Source organism: Streptomyces sp. NBC_00620, from assembly GCF_026341825.1.
Lineage (GTDB): Bacteria > Actinomycetota > Actinomycetes > Streptomycetales > Streptomycetaceae > Streptomyces.
Genome location: NZ_JAPENY010000002.1, coordinates 418,715 through 435,264, shown reverse-complemented (window position 1 = coordinate 435,264; position 16,550 = coordinate 418,715). Strand labels below are relative to the sequence as shown.

Sequence of the window (16,550 nt, the reverse complement as noted above, 5' to 3'; positions counted from 1 at the left end):
CCTCGGGCGGTCGCATCCGGGGTGGGCCGTGCGACGGAAATTTCCCCCGGGCCGCCCGGGCCGGGGGACTAAAGTCGAGGCATGGCTTCAGAGGGTGCGGACGTCGACGTCGATGCGGGTGTCGACGCAGATGTCGACAAAGGCGTCGAGAAGGTCGAGAAGAAGGACGCGGGCGGTTCGGCCGATGCCGTAGCCGCGGCCAAGGCCGCCGGCCCGGCCGGCGGCGAGAGCGTGCGGGTCGACAGCTGGATCTGGTCCGTGCGTCTGGTCAAGACCCGCTCGATGGGTGCCACCGCATGCCGGGGCGGGCATGTCCGAGTGAACGGCGAGCGCGTCAAGCCCGCGTACGCCGTGCGCGTCGGCGACGAGGTACGGCTGCGGCATGCGGGCCGGGAGCGGGTCGTCGTCGTGAAGCGCGTGATCCGCAAGCGGGTCGGCCCGCCCGTCGCCGCCGAGTGCTTCGTCGACAACAGCCCGCCGCCCCCGCCGCGCGAGGCCATCGCCCCCGCGGGCATCCGCGACCGCGGCGCCGGCCGCCCGACCAAGCGCGACCGCCGCGAGATGGAACGCCTCCGCGGGCTCTCCGGCCCGCCGGCCGGCCCCGACGGCTCCTGAACACCCAGGGCCACCGGCCACCGGCCGTCAGCCGTCAGCCGTCAGGGGAACTTCCGAGAACCGGTACGCCGATGCACCGTAGAGGGCGCCCCTGTCGTTCTGGGGTGCCCTCGACGGTGCACGGTGGTCGGCGACCGGTCGCTCAGGCCCGTCGTCGCACCAGGCGGAGCAGCTCCGTGGTGTGACTCCTGCGGGCCCATGCGATCAACGCCAGCGGCAGGATCAGGATGAGCGGCGTCGCCACGTACGGCCCGTGCAGGACCGTGACGTTCACGATGAACGCACCGACCATCAGCGCACTGAGCGACACCGCCGCCACCGAGGACAGCAGCGGGATCAACAGCGCGATACCGCCGGCGAGTTCGAGCACGCCGATGATGTACATCCCCGTGCTGCCCCACCCGAGCTTGTCGAAGCCCTCGGCCGCCGACGGGTGCGCGATCAGCTTGGGCAGCGCGCTCGCGAGGGCGAAGAAGAGGCCGAGTGTGATCTGCAGGGCGCCGAGGGAGATCCGGGCGCCGCGGCTGTGGGGGGTTCCGGCGGTGGTGGCGGAGGGGGCGCAGGTGACAGAGGTGACGGGGATGGTGGTCTCGGACATCGGGGTCTCCTGTGTGAAGCGGTCGCTGTTGCTTTCACAGAGGTAGACCGGGTGCGCGTCCGGAACTCATCGGCGCGGGAAGGGATTTGATTCGCCCCCTCCGCCCCTGCCCATTCCCGTCTCCTGGGGCCCGCGGCGGAGCCGCTGATGGATGCAGCGCCCCCAGACCCCCGATCGCCCGAAGGGCTCGTCCTCAAACGCCGGACGGGCTGAAGATCCCTCCCCAGATTGAACAGCTCAGCCCTTCACCGCCCTCACCCACATCCCGTCCTCCGTCAGATACCGATCCACCCTCAGCCCCGCGTCCCCCAGCGCCTCCTCGAACTGCTCCTTCGTCAGCGGTCGGGCCAGGAATGTCTGGGTCCACGTGGCGTCCGGGAACACGTACTCCGCGTGTATCGAGTCGACCCCGTCGCCGACCGGCTCCGCCGACACGATCCGTATGGTGAAGCCGGTGGGGTCAAGCCTCTCGCGGGGCACGTTCGTGTGGTAGTCCGGCCCCTCGCGCTGGATCAACACACAGCCGTCCTCGGCGACATGGCGGGCGCATGTCTTCAGCAACCCGCGCCGCACCTCGACGTCACCGGCGTGCACGAGGAAGGACGCGAGCATGACCACGTCGAACGTCTCGCCCAGGTCGAGGTCCTCGATCGGGCCGCATATCGTGCGCGCCCCGCGGACCCGCTCCAGCATCTCGGCCGACTCGTCCACGGCCGTGATCGTGAACCCGCGCTCCAGGAGCGGGTGGGTCACCCGCCCCACCCCACTGCCCAGTTCCAGGATGCGCGCGCCCGCCGGCACGGCCGCGCTGACGATGTCCGGCTCCTCACCGACGGACAGTCGCGTATACAGCTCGACCGCACAGCCGTCCGGAGTGATCGCACCGGGTCCGGTTCCCTCGTACCCCTCACGCATCTCAATCTTCATACCCGTCCAACGGGCGGCCTCCGCACGCCCGTTCCCACCCCGCCGTCACTCTTTCGGGTGGATCACAACGCGAACCAGCCATGCCCTCCGTACCAATGCCCACCCGCCCGCAGATGATCCCCCACCGCCCGCTCGACACTGTTGCGCCGCGGCAGTTGCTCGACCGGCAGCTCCGGATCGCCGAAGACGAAGCCGACGGGCACCTGGTCGTCCGGGGTCGTCTCCTCGTAGGCGATCTCGAAGCGGTCCTGGAAGCGGACGATGTTGGAGTCCGCCGGCAGGTACCGCTTGAGCTGCGGATCGAGCAGCCAGGAGTGGCAGATGGCGACGTCGTAGCGCTCGTCGGGGTAGTGCAGGGCGAAGAACTCCCGTGCCAGGGCGAGCGAACGGTCGCAGGCGGCCGGGCTCAAGGGGCCATGGAAGTCGGTGATGTGCAGGCTCAGGCAGTAGTCGCCCGGCCCTGGAGCGGGCCCTCCGCCCGGCCCCGTCGCCGCGACCGCCCGCCCCATCCGCTGCCCCAGCCGCGCCCGCTGGAACTGCAGCCGGCCCAGCTGGAACAGCTCACCGTGGAAATGCAGGGCGATCCACCACGGGAACAGCAGCCCGGAGGTACCGAGCCGTCGATGGTGCACGGCCACATGCCGGCCGAGGTCGGCGAGGGTGCGCCGGGACACGTCGTCCGGGATACCGCGCGAGCGGTGGTACGCGCGCACGAACGGGAGCGCCGCGACAAAGACGTACAGGTGGAAGCAGCGTCCCAGCGCACCCGTCGACGCAGGGAACGGAGGCGGCTCCCACCCCTTGTCGATCTCCCCCATGTCCCGCACGAAGCGGCGGACGCACCGCGCCAGGAGCGTCATCGCCTCCGGGTCCGCCACCAACCGGGCGCGCAGCGCGACGAGTTCGTTGATGTGCTCATGGGCCACGGTCAGGTCGAGCAGGATGTCCGGCAGCTCGTCCGCGTCCGGAAGCAGCGCCTCCACGCCGGGCGCGCCCTCACTCTCCAGGTCCCTCAGCCAGTCGGCGAGCCTCGCGTCCGCCCGCAGCGCCTCCAGCAGCACCTTCGCCTCCCCCGTCGCCCAACCGCCGTCCCATGGTGAACGTGCACCACGAAGAGTACGTTTTCCGGGTAGGAGTAGTGATCCGGATGCGTACAGGCAGTGAACCGACGACAGCGCGCAGTGCTCTGCGGATGCGTTTCTGGCTGAGCGCCTGGGGCCTGATCTGGGCGACCGCCGGGACGGCCGGGTTCGCCCTGGCCGGGCGGCCGGGATGGGCGGCCGCCTGCGGCGTGCTGTGGGTGATCGTCACCGTGGACATGGCCATGATCCTGCGCCACATCCACCAGGGCCCGCACTACCAGCCGGGCCGCGACATCCCGCCGTACCGCCCGCCGGAACAGCACCACCCGTAACCGGATCAGAGCCCGCGAGAGGCCTGTGAGGACCTACGAGTCGAAGCGCGCCGCTTCGAGATACTGCGGCTTCGGGTCGAGCGCCGCCGCCAGCCTGAAGTGGCGTTTCGCCTGCTCGGGGCGGAGCTGACGTTCATAGGTGCGGGCGAGCGCGAAGTGCGCGAACGCGTTGTCCGGCTCGCGCTCCAGAACGATCGTGAACTCCAGCTCGGCGGGACGCAGTTGCGCGGCGGCGAAGAAGGCACGCGCGCGCAGCAGCCGCGCGGCCGTGTTCTCCGGATGCGCGTCGATGACTGAGTCGAGCAACTTCACCGCGCCCCGCGGATCGCGGGCGGCGAGCAGCTGCTCGGCGGCGCGGAAGTCGATGACATGCGTCTCCGGAGTACGTCCGGTGGAACCGCTGGTCTCGGGCACGGCTGAGTCCTTCCCTCACTGCACGGGTTCAACGCCCCGATCGGGGGCCCCTATTCCATGGTTGTCGTCACGCAGCTCTCATGGTCGTCGTCACAAGGCGCCCGTAGTCGCTCGTCACACGCGTCCCCTGCCCCCGCCGGCGCACAGTCGCAGCACTCCCGCGGCTGCCCGCCACCCGCCTTCGGACATCGTCACAGAGCGAGCAGCCCGAGCACCAGGCCCAGCACCATCAGCGCCCCGCCCGCCACGACGAAGGCCCAGTCCGCTCCGGCGCGCTCGCTGCCGAGCAGCACCGTCTCGCGCGGGTCGTCGGCGTCGTACGCGAGACGTATGTGACCGCCCTCGGGCAGCGGCCGGCGCCGGCTGCGCGGCACCGGCGAGACGACCTCCACGACGCGTCCGTCCGCCGTCTCGAACTGCAGCAACGGCCGGTCCAGGCCCGGCTGCGGAGGTTTCACCAATGCCTCGGCGACTTGCCCCGCCGCGCTGATGCGCCGTGTCTGCCGCAGGCCGTACGCCCCCGCCAGCAGCGCCAGCAGGCCGCTGAGAGCCGTCAAAGCCGCGAGTACGACCACTTCCCGCCCCCTCAGGTCGCCCTGGACGCTCGCTCGACGAGGTCTGCCCATACCTCCCGTACGCGCCGCTCCAGCTCCTCGAGAGGTACGTCGTTGTCGATGACGACGTCGGCGATCTCCAGGCGCTTGTCGCGGGTGGCCTGGGCGGCCATGCGCGCGCGGGCGTCCTCCTCGGTCATGCCGCGCAGCCGTACGAGACGGTCGAGCTGAGTGCTGGGACTGGCGTCGACGACGATCACGAGGTCGTACAGCGCGGCAAGGCCGTTCTCGGCGAGCAGGGGCACGTCGTGCACGACTACGGCGTCTTGGGAGGCGGCGTTCTCCAGGTCGCGGGAGCGGGCGCCCACCAGGGGGTGCACGATCGAGTTGAGGGTGGCGAGCTTCTCCGGGTCGGCGAAGACGATCGAGCCCAGCTTCGGCCGGTCGAGGCTGCCGTCCGGTGCGAGCACGTCCTCGCCGAAGGCGTCGACGACCGCCGCGAGCCCGGGAGTTCCGGGCGCGACGACCTCACGCGCGATCCTGTCCGCGTCGATCAGCACCGCGCCGTGCTCGACGAGCAGCCGCGAAACCTCGCTCTTGCCGGCGCCGATACCACCGGTCAGGCCCACTTTCAGCATGCCCAGAAGCTTAGAGCCCGCCTCTGACAACGGCCCCTGAGCCCCCGGGGCGAGGGGGTCAGCCCTCGCCTTCCCGCTCTGCCAGGAACCGCTCGAACTCCAGCCCGATCTCGTCGGCCGAAGGGATTTCCACGGGTTCGGCGAGCATGTTGCCGCGCGTCTCGGCGCCCGCGGCGGCGTCGTACTGGTGCTCGAGGCCCTGGACGAGGGCGACAAGCTCCTCGTCGCCCTCCTGGATCTGCCGGTCGATCTCGGTCTGGGTGCGGTGCGCCTCGGTGCGCAGGGAGTGCGCGATCGCGGGGAGCACCAGGCCGGTCGCGGCGGTGATCGACTCCAGAACGGTCAGCGCGGCGTCGGGGTACGCGGAGCGGGCGATGTAGTGCGGCACGTGCGCGGCGACGCCCAGGATGTCGTGCCCGGCCTCCATGAGGCGGTACTCGACGAGCGCCTCGGCGCTGCCGGGGACCTGCGCCTCGTCGAAGGGGCTGCGGTGGCCCGGCACCAGGTCGGTGCGGTTGCCGTGCGGGGTGAGGCCCACGGGACGCGTGTGCGGGACGCCCATGGGAATGCCGTGGAAGTTCACGGAGAGGCGGACGCCGAGCCGCTCCACGATCTGCTGGACGGCGGCGGCGAAGCGCTCCCACTCGACGTCCGGCTCGGGGCCGGAGAGCAGCAGGAAGGGCGCGCCGGTGGCGTCCTGTACGAGCCGTACATCAAGGGTCGGCTCTTCGTAGTCGGTCCAGCGGTCGCGCTTGAACGTCAGCAGCGGACGCCGGGCCCGGTAGTCAACGAGCCGGTCGTGGTCGAAACGGGCCACGACCTGGTGCGGCAGCGAGTCGAGCAGCCGGTCGACGATCTGGTCGCCGGTCTCGCCCGCGTCGATGTATCCGTCGAAGTGGTAGAGCATGACCAGTCCTGCCGACTCCTGGGCGAGCGCCATGTCGACAACAGCCAAGCCCTTCGGCTCCCATGCGTACAAACCCTGCGGATCAAGCACTGTGACCGCTCCTCCTCGTGTTCGTACTGCACAACGTGGTGTGGAGCGCGGGCATTCCCCTCCAGCGCTCCACACGGTCACCTCTTACCGACTTTTCAGCCCCCACGAGCGGCTGAGAAAACGACTGCGAACGGTCACAGACGACTACGGACTACTACAGGAGTGTCACGCGGACAGCACGCGCGCGTGGAGCGCGGTGACCGCCTTGCGGGCGGACGTGAACGCGCCATGCTGCCAGGCGTCGGTGTAGCTGAGCCAGTCGCCCGCGAAGTAGACGCGGCCGGTGGGCTCGTTCAAGGGCTTGTAGCGGGCGTCGTCGGGGCCGCCCGGGGTGTCGTGCCAGGCGGCCTCCAGGTGGGGCGTCTGGCGCCAGTGGTGCGAGAAGGAGGACGCGAGTTCGGTGCGGTACTTCTCGCCGTAGATCTTCACGCCCGCGGCCACCGCACGCGTCTCGCGGGCCTTGGGGGTGAGCTTGGCGTACGAGTCCGCGTCGTCGCCGTAGTTGTAGTAGCCGATCATCACGCCCCGCTCGCCGTGGAACCCGTACGAGGGGTGCCAGATGTGGGTGACGTCCTGGTCGGTCTCGGTGATACCGCCGTAGATGTTGTGGTCCAGCTCCCACCAGCGCGAGCGGTACTCGAGCCCGATCTTGCCCGCCGACGAGGGAGTGATCGCCTCCAGGGCGCTCTGCACTCCGGAGCCGAGGTTGTGCGGGATCTTGGCGAGGATGTTGGGCGGCAGGGCGCCGATGCAGTAGTCGGCGTCGATGGACCTGGTGCGGCCGCCCTGGGTGTAAGTGACGGTAACGCCACTCCCCTTGTCGGTGATTTTCGAAACGGCCGCCCCTGTACGTATGCGCCCGGCCCCGATCGCCTTCGTGAGCGCGCGCGGTATCTGGTCCATGCCGCCCACCGGCTGGAACATCAGCATCGCCTGGTCGAACCCGAACTCGAAGGAGAAGTAGCGGCCCACCCCGGTGGCGAAGATCTCGGAGGCGGTGGGGACGTCGCCGAGGAGCACGCCGGGGGTTCCGGCGGCGGCCGGGACCGTGGTGTATCCGCGGCGCTCACCGCCCTCGTAGGCCAGCTTGTCGCCCAACTCCCCGAAGTCCTTGAGGAACTCGACGAGCTTCTCCTGGTCGGTGGCGGTCAGCTCCTTGTCGAGGGCACCCTTGTCGGTGGCCTTGGCGAGCAACTCGGAGACATAGCCGTAGACATCGGCCTTCGCGGTCCGGTACCGCATCGGCTTGGTCATGCCGGTCGACTCGTTGTAGATGTACGCGTCCGCGTTCGTGTTGGTGAACACCTCGATGGGGACGCCGAGTTCGCGGCAGTAGTCGAGGGTGACCATCCACTGCGGGAGGCGGGCGGGGCCCGCGTTCATGTACTGGCCCTCGCTGAAGCGGGCCTTCTGGGTGTTGCCGTAGAGGTCGGTGGTCGAATCACCGCCGCGGACCGTGAAGTTGCGGCCACCGGTGCGGTCCCTGGCCTCCAGGACCGTACAGTCGTAGCCGGCCTTGCCCAGTTCGTACGCGGCCGCCAGTCCGGCGATGCCGCCACCGACGATGACGACCTTGGCGGCGCCGCGTCCGGTGAGGGTGAAGTCGCTCGATTTCAGGGCACGGAAGGGCTGTTCACGGCCTGCGGCCTGCGCGGTGGGCGCGAGACCGAGGGCTCCCATGGTGGCGAACATCGCGCCCGCACCACCGGTGAGACCCACATTGCGCAGGAACGAACGCCGGCTCGCACCCGGCCCACTCTGAAGTTCTGCCATGGCTTCGGCTCCTCTGTCGATCTTGATCGATCGAGGAAGCCTCCCAACGCCCCGTTACGGCACGTCCGTTCATCGTGTATCCCCCACGTTTCTGCAATCCCGGCGACACAGCGGACACCCGCACAGGGCACAGGAAACGCACTGCGGGCCCGCACCCAGAAGGGTGCGGGCCCGCAGTTACTTACCGACCAGCTGGAGCCGGCTCAAGCGATCAGCTCTGGCCTCCGGCCAGCTTCTCGCGGAGGGCGGCCAGAGCCTCGTCCGACGCCAGGGCGCCGGAGGTGTCGTCCGACTCCGAGGAGTACGAACCACCCGTGACGCCCGCGGCAGCACCGGCGGCGGGGGCGGCAGCACCCTCGGCCTCGGCCTGCGCGTCCGCCTCGCGGGACTTGATGACCTGCGCCTGGTGCTGCTCGAAGCGCGTCTGCGCCTCGGCGTACTGGGTCTCCCACACCTCGCGCTGAGCCTCGAAGCCCTCGAGCCAGTCGTTGGTCTCGGGGTCGAAGCCCTCGGGGTAGATGTAGTTGCCCTGGTCGTCGTACGACGCGGCCATGCCGTACAGCGTCGGGTCGAAGTCGACCGAGGCCGGGTCGGCACCGAAGGCCTCGTTGGCCTGCTTCAGCGAGAGGCTGATGCGACGGCGCTCGAGGTCGATGTCGATGACCTTGACGAAGATCTCGTCGTTGACCTGGACAACCTGCTCCGGGATCTCCACGTGGCGCTCGGCCAGCTCGGAGATGTGGACCAGGCCCTCGATGCCCTCGTCCACGCGGACGAACGCACCGAACGGAACGAGCTTCGTGACCTTACCCGGGACGACCTGACCGATCTGGTGCGTCCGGGCGAACTGCTGCCACGGGTCTTCCTGCGTCGCCTTGAGCGACAGGGAGACACGCTCACGGTCCATGTCGACGTCGAGGACCTCGACGGTGACTTCCTGGCCGACCTCGACAACCTCGGAGGGGTGGTCGATGTGCTTCCAGGAGAGCTCGGAGACGTGAACCAGACCGTCGACGCCACCCAGGTCCACGAACGCACCGAAGTTGACGATCGAGGAGACGACGCCGGAGCGGACCTGACCCTTCTGCAGGGTCGTGAGGAACGTCTGGCGAACCTCGGACTGGGTCTGCTCGAGCCAGGCACGGCGGGACAGGACCACGTTGTTGCGGTTCTTGTCCAGCTCGATGATCTTGGCCTCGAGCTCCTTGCCCACGTACGGCTGGAGGTCGCGGACGCGGCGCATCTCGACGAGGGAAGCCGGCAGGAAGCCACGGAGGCCGATGTCGAGGATGAGACCACCCTTGACCACCTCGATGACGGTGCCGGTGACGATGCCGTCCTCTTCCTTGATCTTCTCGATGGTGCCCCAGGCGCGCTCGTACTGGGCGCGCTTCTTCGAGAGGATCAGGCGGCCTTCCTTGTCCTCCTTCTGGAGAACAAGGGCTTCGATCTCGTCGCCGACCTTGACGACCTCGTTCGGGTCGACGTCGTGCTTGATCGAGAGCTCGCGGCTCGGGATGACACCTTCGGTCTTGTAACCGATATCGAGGAGAACCTCGTCCCGGTCAACCTTGACGATGACGCCGTCGACGATGTCGCCATCGTTGAAGTACTTGATCGTCTCGTCGATCGCGGCGAGGAATGCTTCCTCGTCACCGATGTCGTTGACCGCAACCTGCGGAGTGGTGGCGGTGGTCTCGGTGCTGCTCGTCATGTGGGTAAGGGCTCCGGTACGGACAGTGAGTCGTAGGTACTGCTTACGCCGGGAGCCCGTTTCGCTCTGCAGAAGGCCGGACAGCCAAGGAAGCGCCGGATCCGGAGGGTGTTTGTGAACAAACACCGCCGGTGGCGCCCCGAAAACCGAGGGGTCATACATACAGATGCGAGCGCAACCTGCTACGTCTGAGGTGCGCAGGCCCGCAGCGCAACTTGTAGCATACGGGGGCAGCCGGACAGGGTCAATGCGCGAAGGCGCACACCCGGGGCGGAACGCCGCATACCCGGCACAAGACCTGTCACACGAGGCCACGCGGGCCGTAGTTGGCCCCTGCCGTGACCCGTCCCCGGACGGGTTGAGGAGGATGGGTCCGCAGACTAATACGAGGGAGCCGATCATCCAAGAGCCCGAACCGTTCGAGCCCGAAGCCACCCGACGCGACGCGGATGTCACGGAGAGTTCCCGCGCCAATCGCGGCTGGTGGGACCGGAACGCGGACGAGTACCAGACCGAGCACGGCACCTTCCTCGGAGACGACCGATTCGTGTGGTGCCCCGAGGGGCTCGACGAGGTGGAGGCCGAGCTGCTCGGCCCGCCGGAGGACCTCAAGGGGAAGGACATCCTGGAGATCGGCGCCGGCGCGGCCCAGTGCTCGCGCTGGCTGGCCGGGCAGGGGGCGCGTCCGGTGGCCCTCGACCTCTCCCACCGCCAGCTCCAGCACGCGCTGCGGATCGGCGGAACCGTGCCTTTGGTGGAGGCCGACGCGGGCGCCCTGCCGTTCGCGGACGGCTCCTTCGACCTGGCGTGCTCGGCGTACGGTGCGCTGCCGTTCGTCGCCGACCCGGTGCGCGTGCTGCGCGATGTGCGCAGGGTGCTGCGTCCCGGCGGCCGTTTCGTCTTCTCGGTGACGCACCCGGTCCGCTGGGCCTTCCCGGACGAGCCGGGCCCCGAGGGCCTGTCGGTCGCCTCCTCCTACTTCGACCGCACTCCGTACGTGGAGCAGGACGAGGAGGGCCGCGCGGTGTACGTCGAGCACCACAGGACGATCGGCGACCGTGTCCGCGACATCGTGGCCGGCGGCTTCACCCTCCTCGACGTCGTCGAGCCGGAGTGGCCCGCGTGGAACACCCAGGAGTGGGGCGGCTGGTCCCCGCTGCGCGGGAATCTGATCCCGGGCACGGCGATCTTCGTCTGCGTACGAGACTGAGCGGGTGATCCGTTACGACGCCCTGGACCTGCTGCCCGTACGCGGCGCGCTGCCCGGCCTGAGCGACTCCCTGGAGGCGCACGGTGCGGCGGTCCTCGTCGCACCGCCCGGTACGGGCAAGACGACCCTCGTGCCCCTGGCGCTCGCCGGGCTGCTGGACGAGGGCCCGGCACGCCGCGTCGTCGTCGCGGAGCCGCGCCGTATCGCCGCCCGGGCGGCCGCGCGGCGGATGGCGTGGCTGCTCGGGGAGAAGGTCGGCGAGAGCGTCGGGTACACCGTGCGCGGGGAGCGTGTGGTGGGGCCACGCGCGCGCGTGGAGGTCGTCACGACCGGTGTGCTGCTGCAACGGCTCCAGCGGGACCAGGAGTTGGCGGGCATCGACGTGGTCGTGCTCGACGAGTGCCATGAGCGGCATCTGGACGCCGACACGGTGGCCGCCTTCCTGTTGGACGTGCGGGCCGCTCTCCGCCCCGAGCTGCGGCTCGTGGCCGCGTCCGCGACGACCGACGCCGAGGGGTGGGCCCATTTGCTGGGCGACGCGCCGGTGGTCGAGGCACAGGGGATCTCGTATCCGGTCGAGGTGGTGTGGGCACCGCCCGTGCGCCCTGTGCGACCGCCCCATGGGATGCGCGTGGACCCTGTACTCCTCACACATGTGGCGTCGCTGGTGCGCCGGGCGCTGGCCGAGTACGAGGGGGACGTCCTGTGCTTCCTTCCGGGGGTCGGTGAGATCGCGCGGGTCGCCGGGCAGTTGGGGGATCTCGGCGGTGTCGAGGTGCTCCAGGTGCACGGCCGGGCGCCGGCTGCCGTGCAGGACGCGGTGCTGTCGGGCGGGGCGGGGCGCCGGGTGGTCCTCGCCACCTCCGTGGCCGAGTCCTCGCTGACGGTTCCGGGGGTCCGGGTGGTCGTCGACTCCGGGCTCGCGCGGGAGCCGCGGGTGGACCACGCGCGCGGGCTGAGCGCGCTGGCGACCGTACGGGCTTCGCAGGCGGCAGGGCGGCAGCGGGCTGGGCGGGCCGGTCGTGAGGCACCGGGGCGGGTGTACCGCTGCTGGTCCGAGGCGGAGGATGGGCGTCTCGCCCGCTTCCCCGCGCCGGAGATCAAGGTGGCCGACCTGACGGCGTTCGCCCTGCAGGCGGCCTGCTGGGGCGATCCGGACGCCACGGGGCTCGCGCTCCTCGACCCGCCGCCGGGCGGCGCGATGGCCGCGGCGCGCACGGTGCTGTCGGCCGTGGGTGCCGTCGACGCCGCGGGGCGGGCGACCGAGCGGGGTGTGCGCATGTCCCGGCTCGGGTTGCATCCGCGACTCGCCCGGGCCCTGCTGGACGCGGCACCCGTGGTCGGCGCGGACCGGGCCGCCGAGGTGGTCGCCCTTCTGAGCGAGGAGCCGCCACGGGAGTACGGCGACGATCTGGCGGCGGCCTGGCGGGCGGCCCGGCGCGGCGGCGACGCCTACGCGGCCCGCTGGCGCACGGAGTCCCGCCGTCTGCGCACGTCATCCACGGCCCTCACCGGATCGTCGGCCCGTGCCTCTCAGCCGGGTGCCGGGGACGACTGGGTCGCCGGGCTCGTGGCCGCCCTGGCGTTCCCCGAACGCGTCGCGCGGGCCCGGGGCGGGTCCCACCTCATGGTGTCGGGGACCCGGGCCGAGGTGTCGGAAGGTTCGGGCTTGCGCGGGGCGCCCTGGCTCGCCGTGGCCGTCGCGGACCGGCCGGTCGGCGCCGGGCACGCGCGCGTGCGGCTCGCGGCCGTCATCGACGAGGAGACGGCGATGCGGGCCGCGGCGAGCCTGCTCTCCCGGGGCGACGAGGTCCACTGGGCCGACGGTGACGTCGTCGCGCGGCGGGTCGAGCGGCTCGGGGCCGTGGAGCTGACGGTGCGGCCGATCAGGAACGCCGACGCCGGGCTCGTACGGGATGCGCTTCTTGAAGGGCTGCGGGAGGAGGGGTTCGGCCTGTTGCGGTGGTCGGCGGACGCCGAGGTGCTGCGGCGGCGGCTCGCGTTTCTGCGGCTGCATCTGGGCGCCCCTTGGCCCGACGTGTCCGACGACGCGCTCCACGCGCGCGTGGACGAGTGGCTGGAGCCGGAGCTGAGCCGCGCCCGGCGGCGGGCCGATCTCGCGCGGATCGAGGCGGGGCAGGCCTTGAACCGTCTGCTGCCCTGGGCCACCGGGGACGCCGCCCGCCTCGACGAGCTCGCGCCCGAGCGGATCGGGGTACCCAGCGGGTCCAGAATCCGGATCGACTACGCGGACCCCGAACAACCCGTACTCGCGGTGAAGTTGCAGGAGATGTTCGGGCTGGCACGGACGCCGCGCGTCGCCGGTGTGCCCGTACTCGTGCATCTGCTCTCGCCCGCGGGGCGGCCCGCAGCCGTCACCGCCGACCTGGCCTCCTTCTGGAGGGAGGGCTACAAGGCCGTACGGGCCGAACTGCGCGGGCGCTACCCCAGGCATCCCTGGCCCGAGGACCCGGCGACCGCCGAGCCGACGCGGTACACGAACGCGCGGCTCAGGCGCTGACCGGCTCGGGTTCCGCCGCGCCCGTGGGCGCGGGGTCGCCGCCGCGGCGGCTGCGTGCCTCCAGGTAGAGGGAGAGCGACAGGAGCCCCGCGCCGAGGATCAGGAAGCCCCAGGGGAGGTACGTGGTCATCATCAGGACCAGGGTGCGGTTGGACTTGACCAGGTCGACCGTGTACTCGATGTAGTCCTCGCGCATTTTCACGTGCCCGGAGAAGGCCGTCACCTTGTCGCGGTCCCCCAGGAGGGTGCCGCCGCGCAGCTCCTCCTGGTGGATCTCCTCGCCGTATACGGGCGCTCCGGTGACCGGCTCCACCCAGAACTTGCGGACCGTGGTGTACCAGCGGGTGGTGCCCGTCTTGGCGACCGACTCCGGGGTGACGCCCTCCACGGGCATGATCTTCGGGAACTTGACCTTGGTCCAGGGGATGGTCTGCTCGAAGTAGTAGACCTCTACGCCCCGGAATTTCTGGGTGCCCTTGTAGTGGATGGGGGCCGAGGTACGGGTCTGCGCGTCGAAGTACTCGTAGTCCCTTTTCTCCGTGTTGAAGGGCCACTTGAACTCGATGCCCTCGCGGGTGACGGGGTCGCCGTCGACCGACTCGCCGGTGGCGTGGACGGGGTCCTGGCTGTGCGCGTCGAAGATGTAGCGCTCGGGGAGCTTGGAGACCATCTCCCCGTCGGGGCCCTGGACGTAGGAGAGGGAGTCCCAGACGACGACGTCGCGGCCCGCGGTCTTCTCGATCTTCTCGGATTCTTCGACGTTGCCCTTGAGGGTCTGCACGATGGTGACCTTGGGGACCTTCTTGGCCGTCATGGTGCCGTAGTCGAGGAGGGTCGCGTCCTTCGCCTCCAGGACCATGTCCTGGTACTGGCTGGCGGGGACCTTGGCCAGGCGCGGGAAGGCGTACCAGTGCAACAGGGGGGACAGTGCCGCGAAGAACACGGCGAAGGCGAGCAGGATCAGGCTGACCTTGCGGCGCATGTCGGCGTCCTCCCTGAGCGCTATGGGTGTGTGGGGACAGTGGTGAGCATCGGCTTCGGCGAGGTCTTGCCTGCCGGTGAGCCCATAGCCGTGACCGTGAACACCAGGGCGAGCGCCACGGCGAGACCGATCGCGGCGGCTATGAGGGCACGCATGCGGGGCCTCCCCGGGGGCCGGAAAATGGAACTGATACATCGTCAGGTCCGGCACCGTAGCAACGGCGGGGCGAGATGAGAACACGTTGCACACACAACGACGAGGGCGCCCCTCCGCCGGAAGCGGAGGGGCGCCCTGACCGTGCGCGTACGGACGTACGGACTATGACGTGGTCGTCGGCTCCGGCTCCGGGGTGGCCGCCGCGGCCACCGTCAGTTCGACCGTCAGCGTCGCGCCGCCCGTGGTGGTGATGCGGAGCAGGAACGTGCCGGTGGTGTCGTCCGCGTACAGCTTCGGGAGCTTCAGCAGCCCGTCGGCGTCCGTGGTGAGGTCCGCGAGGGTGCGTACGGTGTTGCCGTCCACGTCCTTGAAGTACGGGCCCTTGTCGTTCTCCGTGGCGTCGTCCGCCGACTTGATGAGGGTGGCGGTGGCCGCGACCTTGTCCGCGACCGCGCCGTTGTAGGTGGCCTTCACCTCGACCTGGTCCGCGAACTCGCCGCCCGGCACGCAGGTCAGCGCGGTGTCGCTGGTGCGTACGAGGGTGTCGGCCTGGCGCGCGGTGACGCTCGCCGTGTAGTCGAGGCCGGTCAGCGTGCGGCCCACGACGGTGGTGCGGACGATGAAGTCGCCGGTCTTCTCGCCTGCCACGAGCGCGGGCGCGGTGGCCGTGCCGGCGCTGTCGGTGACGACCGTGGCGACGGTCTCGCCGCCGGTGAAGGTGGCGTCCGTGGTGTCGCCGACGATCGTGAACCGCACCCGGACCTTGGCGACCGCCTTGCCGGCCTTGGTCTCGGTCCGCACCGCGACCTGCTCACCGAAGGCGTCGCCCGCCGTCGCGGTGAGCGCCCCGGTGCCCGCGTCCTCCAGGTGGTCCACGGTTTCGGTGGGGGTGGGCGTGGTGGGGAGGGTCGGACCGGGCGGGGTCGGGGTGGGGGTTGTGGTGCCGCCGCCCGCCGGGGGGCTCGGCTTCGGCGGAGTCGGTGCAGGGGTACTCGGGGTACTCGGCGTGCTCGGGCTCGGGCTCGGGCTCGGACTCGGCGAGGTGGTGGCCCCGTCCGAGCCGTCGCTGCGGTTCGAGGGCAGCGTGCCCGTGCCGTCCGGCACCTCGTGGGTGCCCTTGCGGTAGTACTCCAGCCACGACAGGACGGTGTTGAGGTACTCCGTCGAGTTGTTGTAGCTGAGGATCGCGCTGTTGAGGTCGGCCTGGTCGGACAGGTCCCAGCTGAACCGGCACAGGTAGTTGCCCGCCGCGAGCGCCGCGTCGTAGATGTTGTTGGGGTCCTTCTTGCCGTCGCCGTTGCCGTCCTCGCCCGCCCACTCCCAGGTGGACGGGATGAACTGCATCGGGCCGACCGCGCGGTCGTAGGTGCTGTCGCCGTCGTACGCGCCGCCGTCGGTGTCGCCGATGTTCGCGAAGCCGTTGCCGTTGAGGACCGGGCCGAGGATCGGGGTGATGGTGGTGCCGGCGGCGTCGACGTTGCCTCCGCGGGCCTGGCCGGACTCGACCTTGCCGATCGCGGCGAGGAGCTCCCAGGGGAGGTTGCAGCCCGGCTTGGACGCGCTGAGCGAGTCCGCGGCCTTCTTGTAGGCGTCGAGGACGGTCGCGGGTATGCCTGCCTCGGCTTCGCCGGTGGCGGCGGGGGTGCCGATGGTCGGCGCGGGGACGGGCGTGTTCAGGGGCGGAAGGTCCGTGTAGTACGGCGAGTTGCCGGTGGCGCTGCCGTCGCCGTTCCCGTCGGGCGTGGACTCGGCGTCGGCGCCGGTGGTCTGTCTGCCCTGGCCGTCGGTGGTCACTCCCGGGGCCTGGGAAGCGGACAGAGCCGCGACCGCGGCCGCGGCCACAGCCGTGGTCATCGCTCCCTTGCGCAGCCTCGTACCGAAATGCGCCACCATTGAGTGAGTCCCTCCCATGGACATCCGCTTACGCACCTTCTTGCCGTGCGCTTTGCACCTGTGCACTTGCTTCTGGTGCGTTTTCTTCTGCGTTTTCCTCTGGTCGTTCGGCCGCGTTCCCCTGCACGGCGACCCAGGTGACCC

16 protein-coding genes are annotated in these 16,550 nt (G+C 70.3%); 4 read left to right on the top strand and 12 right to left on the bottom strand.

All coding sequences use genetic code 11. The features are described from left to right. Positions 1 to 81: 81 nt before the first annotated feature. The gene (locus OG246_RS21125; protein ID WP_266465591.1) at positions 82 to 615 is read left to right on the top strand and encodes an RNA-binding S4 domain-containing protein; all 534 of its coding nucleotides are present in this window, start codon (positions 82 to 84) and stop codon (positions 613 to 615) included. A gap of 142 nt (positions 616 to 757) precedes the next feature. On the opposite strand, the gene OG246_RS21120 is transcribed toward OG246_RS21125, so the two are convergent. The 3 genes from OG246_RS21120 to OG246_RS21110 all read right to left on the bottom strand — a co-directional run bounded on the left by OG246_RS21120 (position 758) and on the right by OG246_RS21110 (position 3,201). After that, positions 758 to 1,213: a DoxX family protein gene (locus OG246_RS21120; protein WP_266465588.1), complete on the bottom strand. Its 456-nt coding sequence runs from the start codon at positions 1,211 to 1,213 to the stop codon at positions 758 to 760. Positions 1,214 to 1,450: 237 nt separating this feature from the next. Then, positions 1,451 to 2,128, bottom strand: coding sequence for a bifunctional 2-polyprenyl-6-hydroxyphenol methylase/3-demethylubiquinol 3-O-methyltransferase UbiG (locus OG246_RS21115; RefSeq protein ID WP_266465586.1), 678 nt, complete (start codon positions 2,126 to 2,128; stop codon positions 1,451 to 1,453). A 74-nt stretch (positions 2,129 to 2,202) separates the two neighbouring features. Next, positions 2,203 to 3,201: an acyltransferase domain-containing protein gene (locus tag OG246_RS21110; RefSeq protein WP_266465584.1), complete on the bottom strand. Its 999-nt coding sequence runs from the start codon at positions 3,199 to 3,201 to the stop codon at positions 2,203 to 2,205. Between the two features lie 86 nt (positions 3,202 to 3,287). Between OG246_RS21110 and OG246_RS21105 the strand changes: the two genes are divergently transcribed. Next, positions 3,288 to 3,554 (top strand): DUF6343 family protein, encoded by a 267-nt coding sequence (locus tag OG246_RS21105; protein ID WP_266465583.1) that lies wholly within the window; start codon positions 3,288 to 3,290, stop codon positions 3,552 to 3,554. Positions 3,555 to 3,587: 33 nt separating this feature from the next. Here OG246_RS21105 and OG246_RS21100 read toward each other — a convergent pair whose 3' ends face one another. The 6 genes from OG246_RS21100 to rpsA all read right to left on the bottom strand — a co-directional run bounded on the left by OG246_RS21100 (position 3,588) and on the right by rpsA (position 9,644). Further along, entirely contained in the window at positions 3,588 to 3,968 is a 381-nt protein-coding gene (locus OG246_RS21100) for a tetratricopeptide repeat protein (protein WP_266465581.1), read from the bottom strand. A 191-nt stretch (positions 3,969 to 4,159) separates the two neighbouring features. Further along, on the bottom strand, positions 4,160 to 4,543 hold the full coding sequence (locus OG246_RS21095; RefSeq protein WP_266465578.1) for a DUF3592 domain-containing protein: 384 nt from the start codon (positions 4,541 to 4,543) through the stop codon (positions 4,160 to 4,162). A gap of 11 nt (positions 4,544 to 4,554) precedes the next feature. Beyond that, the gene (gene coaE / locus OG246_RS21090; protein WP_266465576.1) at positions 4,555 to 5,160 is read right to left on the bottom strand and encodes a dephospho-CoA kinase; all 606 of its coding nucleotides are present in this window, start codon (positions 5,158 to 5,160) and stop codon (positions 4,555 to 4,557) included. Between the two features lie 58 nt (positions 5,161 to 5,218). Then, positions 5,219 to 6,157, bottom strand: coding sequence for a PAC2 family protein (locus tag OG246_RS21085; protein ID WP_266465574.1), 939 nt, complete (start codon positions 6,155 to 6,157; stop codon positions 5,219 to 5,221). A gap of 165 nt (positions 6,158 to 6,322) precedes the next feature. Next, positions 6,323 to 7,930 (bottom strand): FAD-dependent oxidoreductase, encoded by a 1,608-nt coding sequence (locus tag OG246_RS21080; RefSeq protein ID WP_266465570.1) that lies wholly within the window; start codon positions 7,928 to 7,930, stop codon positions 6,323 to 6,325. 211 nt (positions 7,931 to 8,141) lie between these two features. Beyond that, positions 8,142 to 9,644 (bottom strand): 30S ribosomal protein S1, encoded by a 1,503-nt coding sequence (gene rpsA, locus OG246_RS21075; RefSeq protein WP_266465567.1) that lies wholly within the window; start codon positions 9,642 to 9,644, stop codon positions 8,142 to 8,144. Between the two features lie 367 nt (positions 9,645 to 10,011). On the opposite strand from rpsA, the gene OG246_RS21070 reads away from it, so the two are divergent. Both OG246_RS21070 and hrpB read left to right on the top strand, forming a co-directional pair. Beyond that, positions 10,012 to 10,854, top strand: a complete 843-nt coding sequence (locus OG246_RS21070; RefSeq protein ID WP_266465564.1) for a class I SAM-dependent methyltransferase — start codon at positions 10,012 to 10,014, stop codon at positions 10,852 to 10,854. A gap of 4 nt (positions 10,855 to 10,858) precedes the next feature. Beyond that, positions 10,859 to 13,375 (top strand): ATP-dependent helicase HrpB, encoded by a 2,517-nt coding sequence (gene hrpB / locus OG246_RS21065; RefSeq protein ID WP_266465561.1) that lies wholly within the window; start codon positions 10,859 to 10,861, stop codon positions 13,373 to 13,375. Here the strand turns inward: hrpB and OG246_RS21060 are convergent. From OG246_RS21060 to OG246_RS21050, 3 genes are all read right to left on the bottom strand, one after another. Next, complete coding sequence (locus tag OG246_RS21060) at positions 13,365 to 14,357, bottom strand: DUF3068 domain-containing protein (RefSeq protein ID WP_266465558.1); 993 nt, start codon at positions 14,355 to 14,357, stop codon at positions 13,365 to 13,367. The genes hrpB and OG246_RS21060 overlap by 11 nt on opposite strands. 20 nt (positions 14,358 to 14,377) lie before the next feature. Further along, positions 14,378 to 14,512, bottom strand: a complete 135-nt coding sequence (locus OG246_RS21055) for an SPW_0924 family protein (RefSeq protein ID WP_266465556.1) — start codon at positions 14,510 to 14,512, stop codon at positions 14,378 to 14,380. 163 nt (positions 14,513 to 14,675) lie between these two features. Further along, complete coding sequence (locus OG246_RS21050; RefSeq protein WP_266465554.1) at positions 14,676 to 16,406, bottom strand: lytic transglycosylase domain-containing protein; 1,731 nt, start codon at positions 16,404 to 16,406, stop codon at positions 14,676 to 14,678. Positions 16,407 to 16,550 lie beyond the last annotated feature (144 nt).

Bases quoted from the DNA above. Each gene is read 5' to 3' on its own strand.
- OG246_RS21125 (WP_266465591.1), top strand. From the start codon at position 82: ATGGCTTCAGAGGGTGCGGACGTCGACGTCGATGCGGGTGTCGACGCA.
- OG246_RS21120 (WP_266465588.1), bottom strand. From the start codon at position 1,213: ATGTCCGAGACCACCATCCCCGTCACCTCTGTCACCTGCGCCCCCTCC.
- OG246_RS21115 (WP_266465586.1), bottom strand. From the start codon at position 2,128: ATGCGTGAGGGGTACGAGGGAACCGGACCCGGTGCGATCACTCCGGAC.
- OG246_RS21105 (WP_266465583.1), top strand. From the start codon at position 3,288: ATGCGTACAGGCAGTGAACCGACGACAGCGCGCAGTGCTCTGCGGATG.
- coaE (WP_266465576.1), bottom strand. From the start codon at position 5,160: ATGCTGAAAGTGGGCCTGACCGGTGGTATCGGCGCCGGCAAGAGCGAG.
- OG246_RS21080 (WP_266465570.1), bottom strand. From the start codon at position 7,930: ATGGCAGAACTTCAGAGTGGGCCGGGTGCGAGCCGGCGTTCGTTCCTG.
- rpsA (WP_266465567.1), bottom strand. From the start codon at position 9,644: ATGACGAGCAGCACCGAGACCACCGCCACCACTCCGCAGGTTGCGGTC.
- OG246_RS21070 (WP_266465564.1), top strand. From the start codon at position 10,012: ATGGGTCCGCAGACTAATACGAGGGAGCCGATCATCCAAGAGCCCGAA.
- OG246_RS21060 (WP_266465558.1), bottom strand. From the start codon at position 14,357: ATGCGCCGCAAGGTCAGCCTGATCCTGCTCGCCTTCGCCGTGTTCTTC.
- OG246_RS21055 (WP_266465556.1), bottom strand. From the start codon at position 14,512: ATGCGTGCCCTCATAGCCGCCGCGATCGGTCTCGCCGTGGCGCTCGCC.
- OG246_RS21050 (WP_266465554.1), bottom strand. From the start codon at position 16,406: ATGGTGGCGCATTTCGGTACGAGGCTGCGCAAGGGAGCGATGACCACG.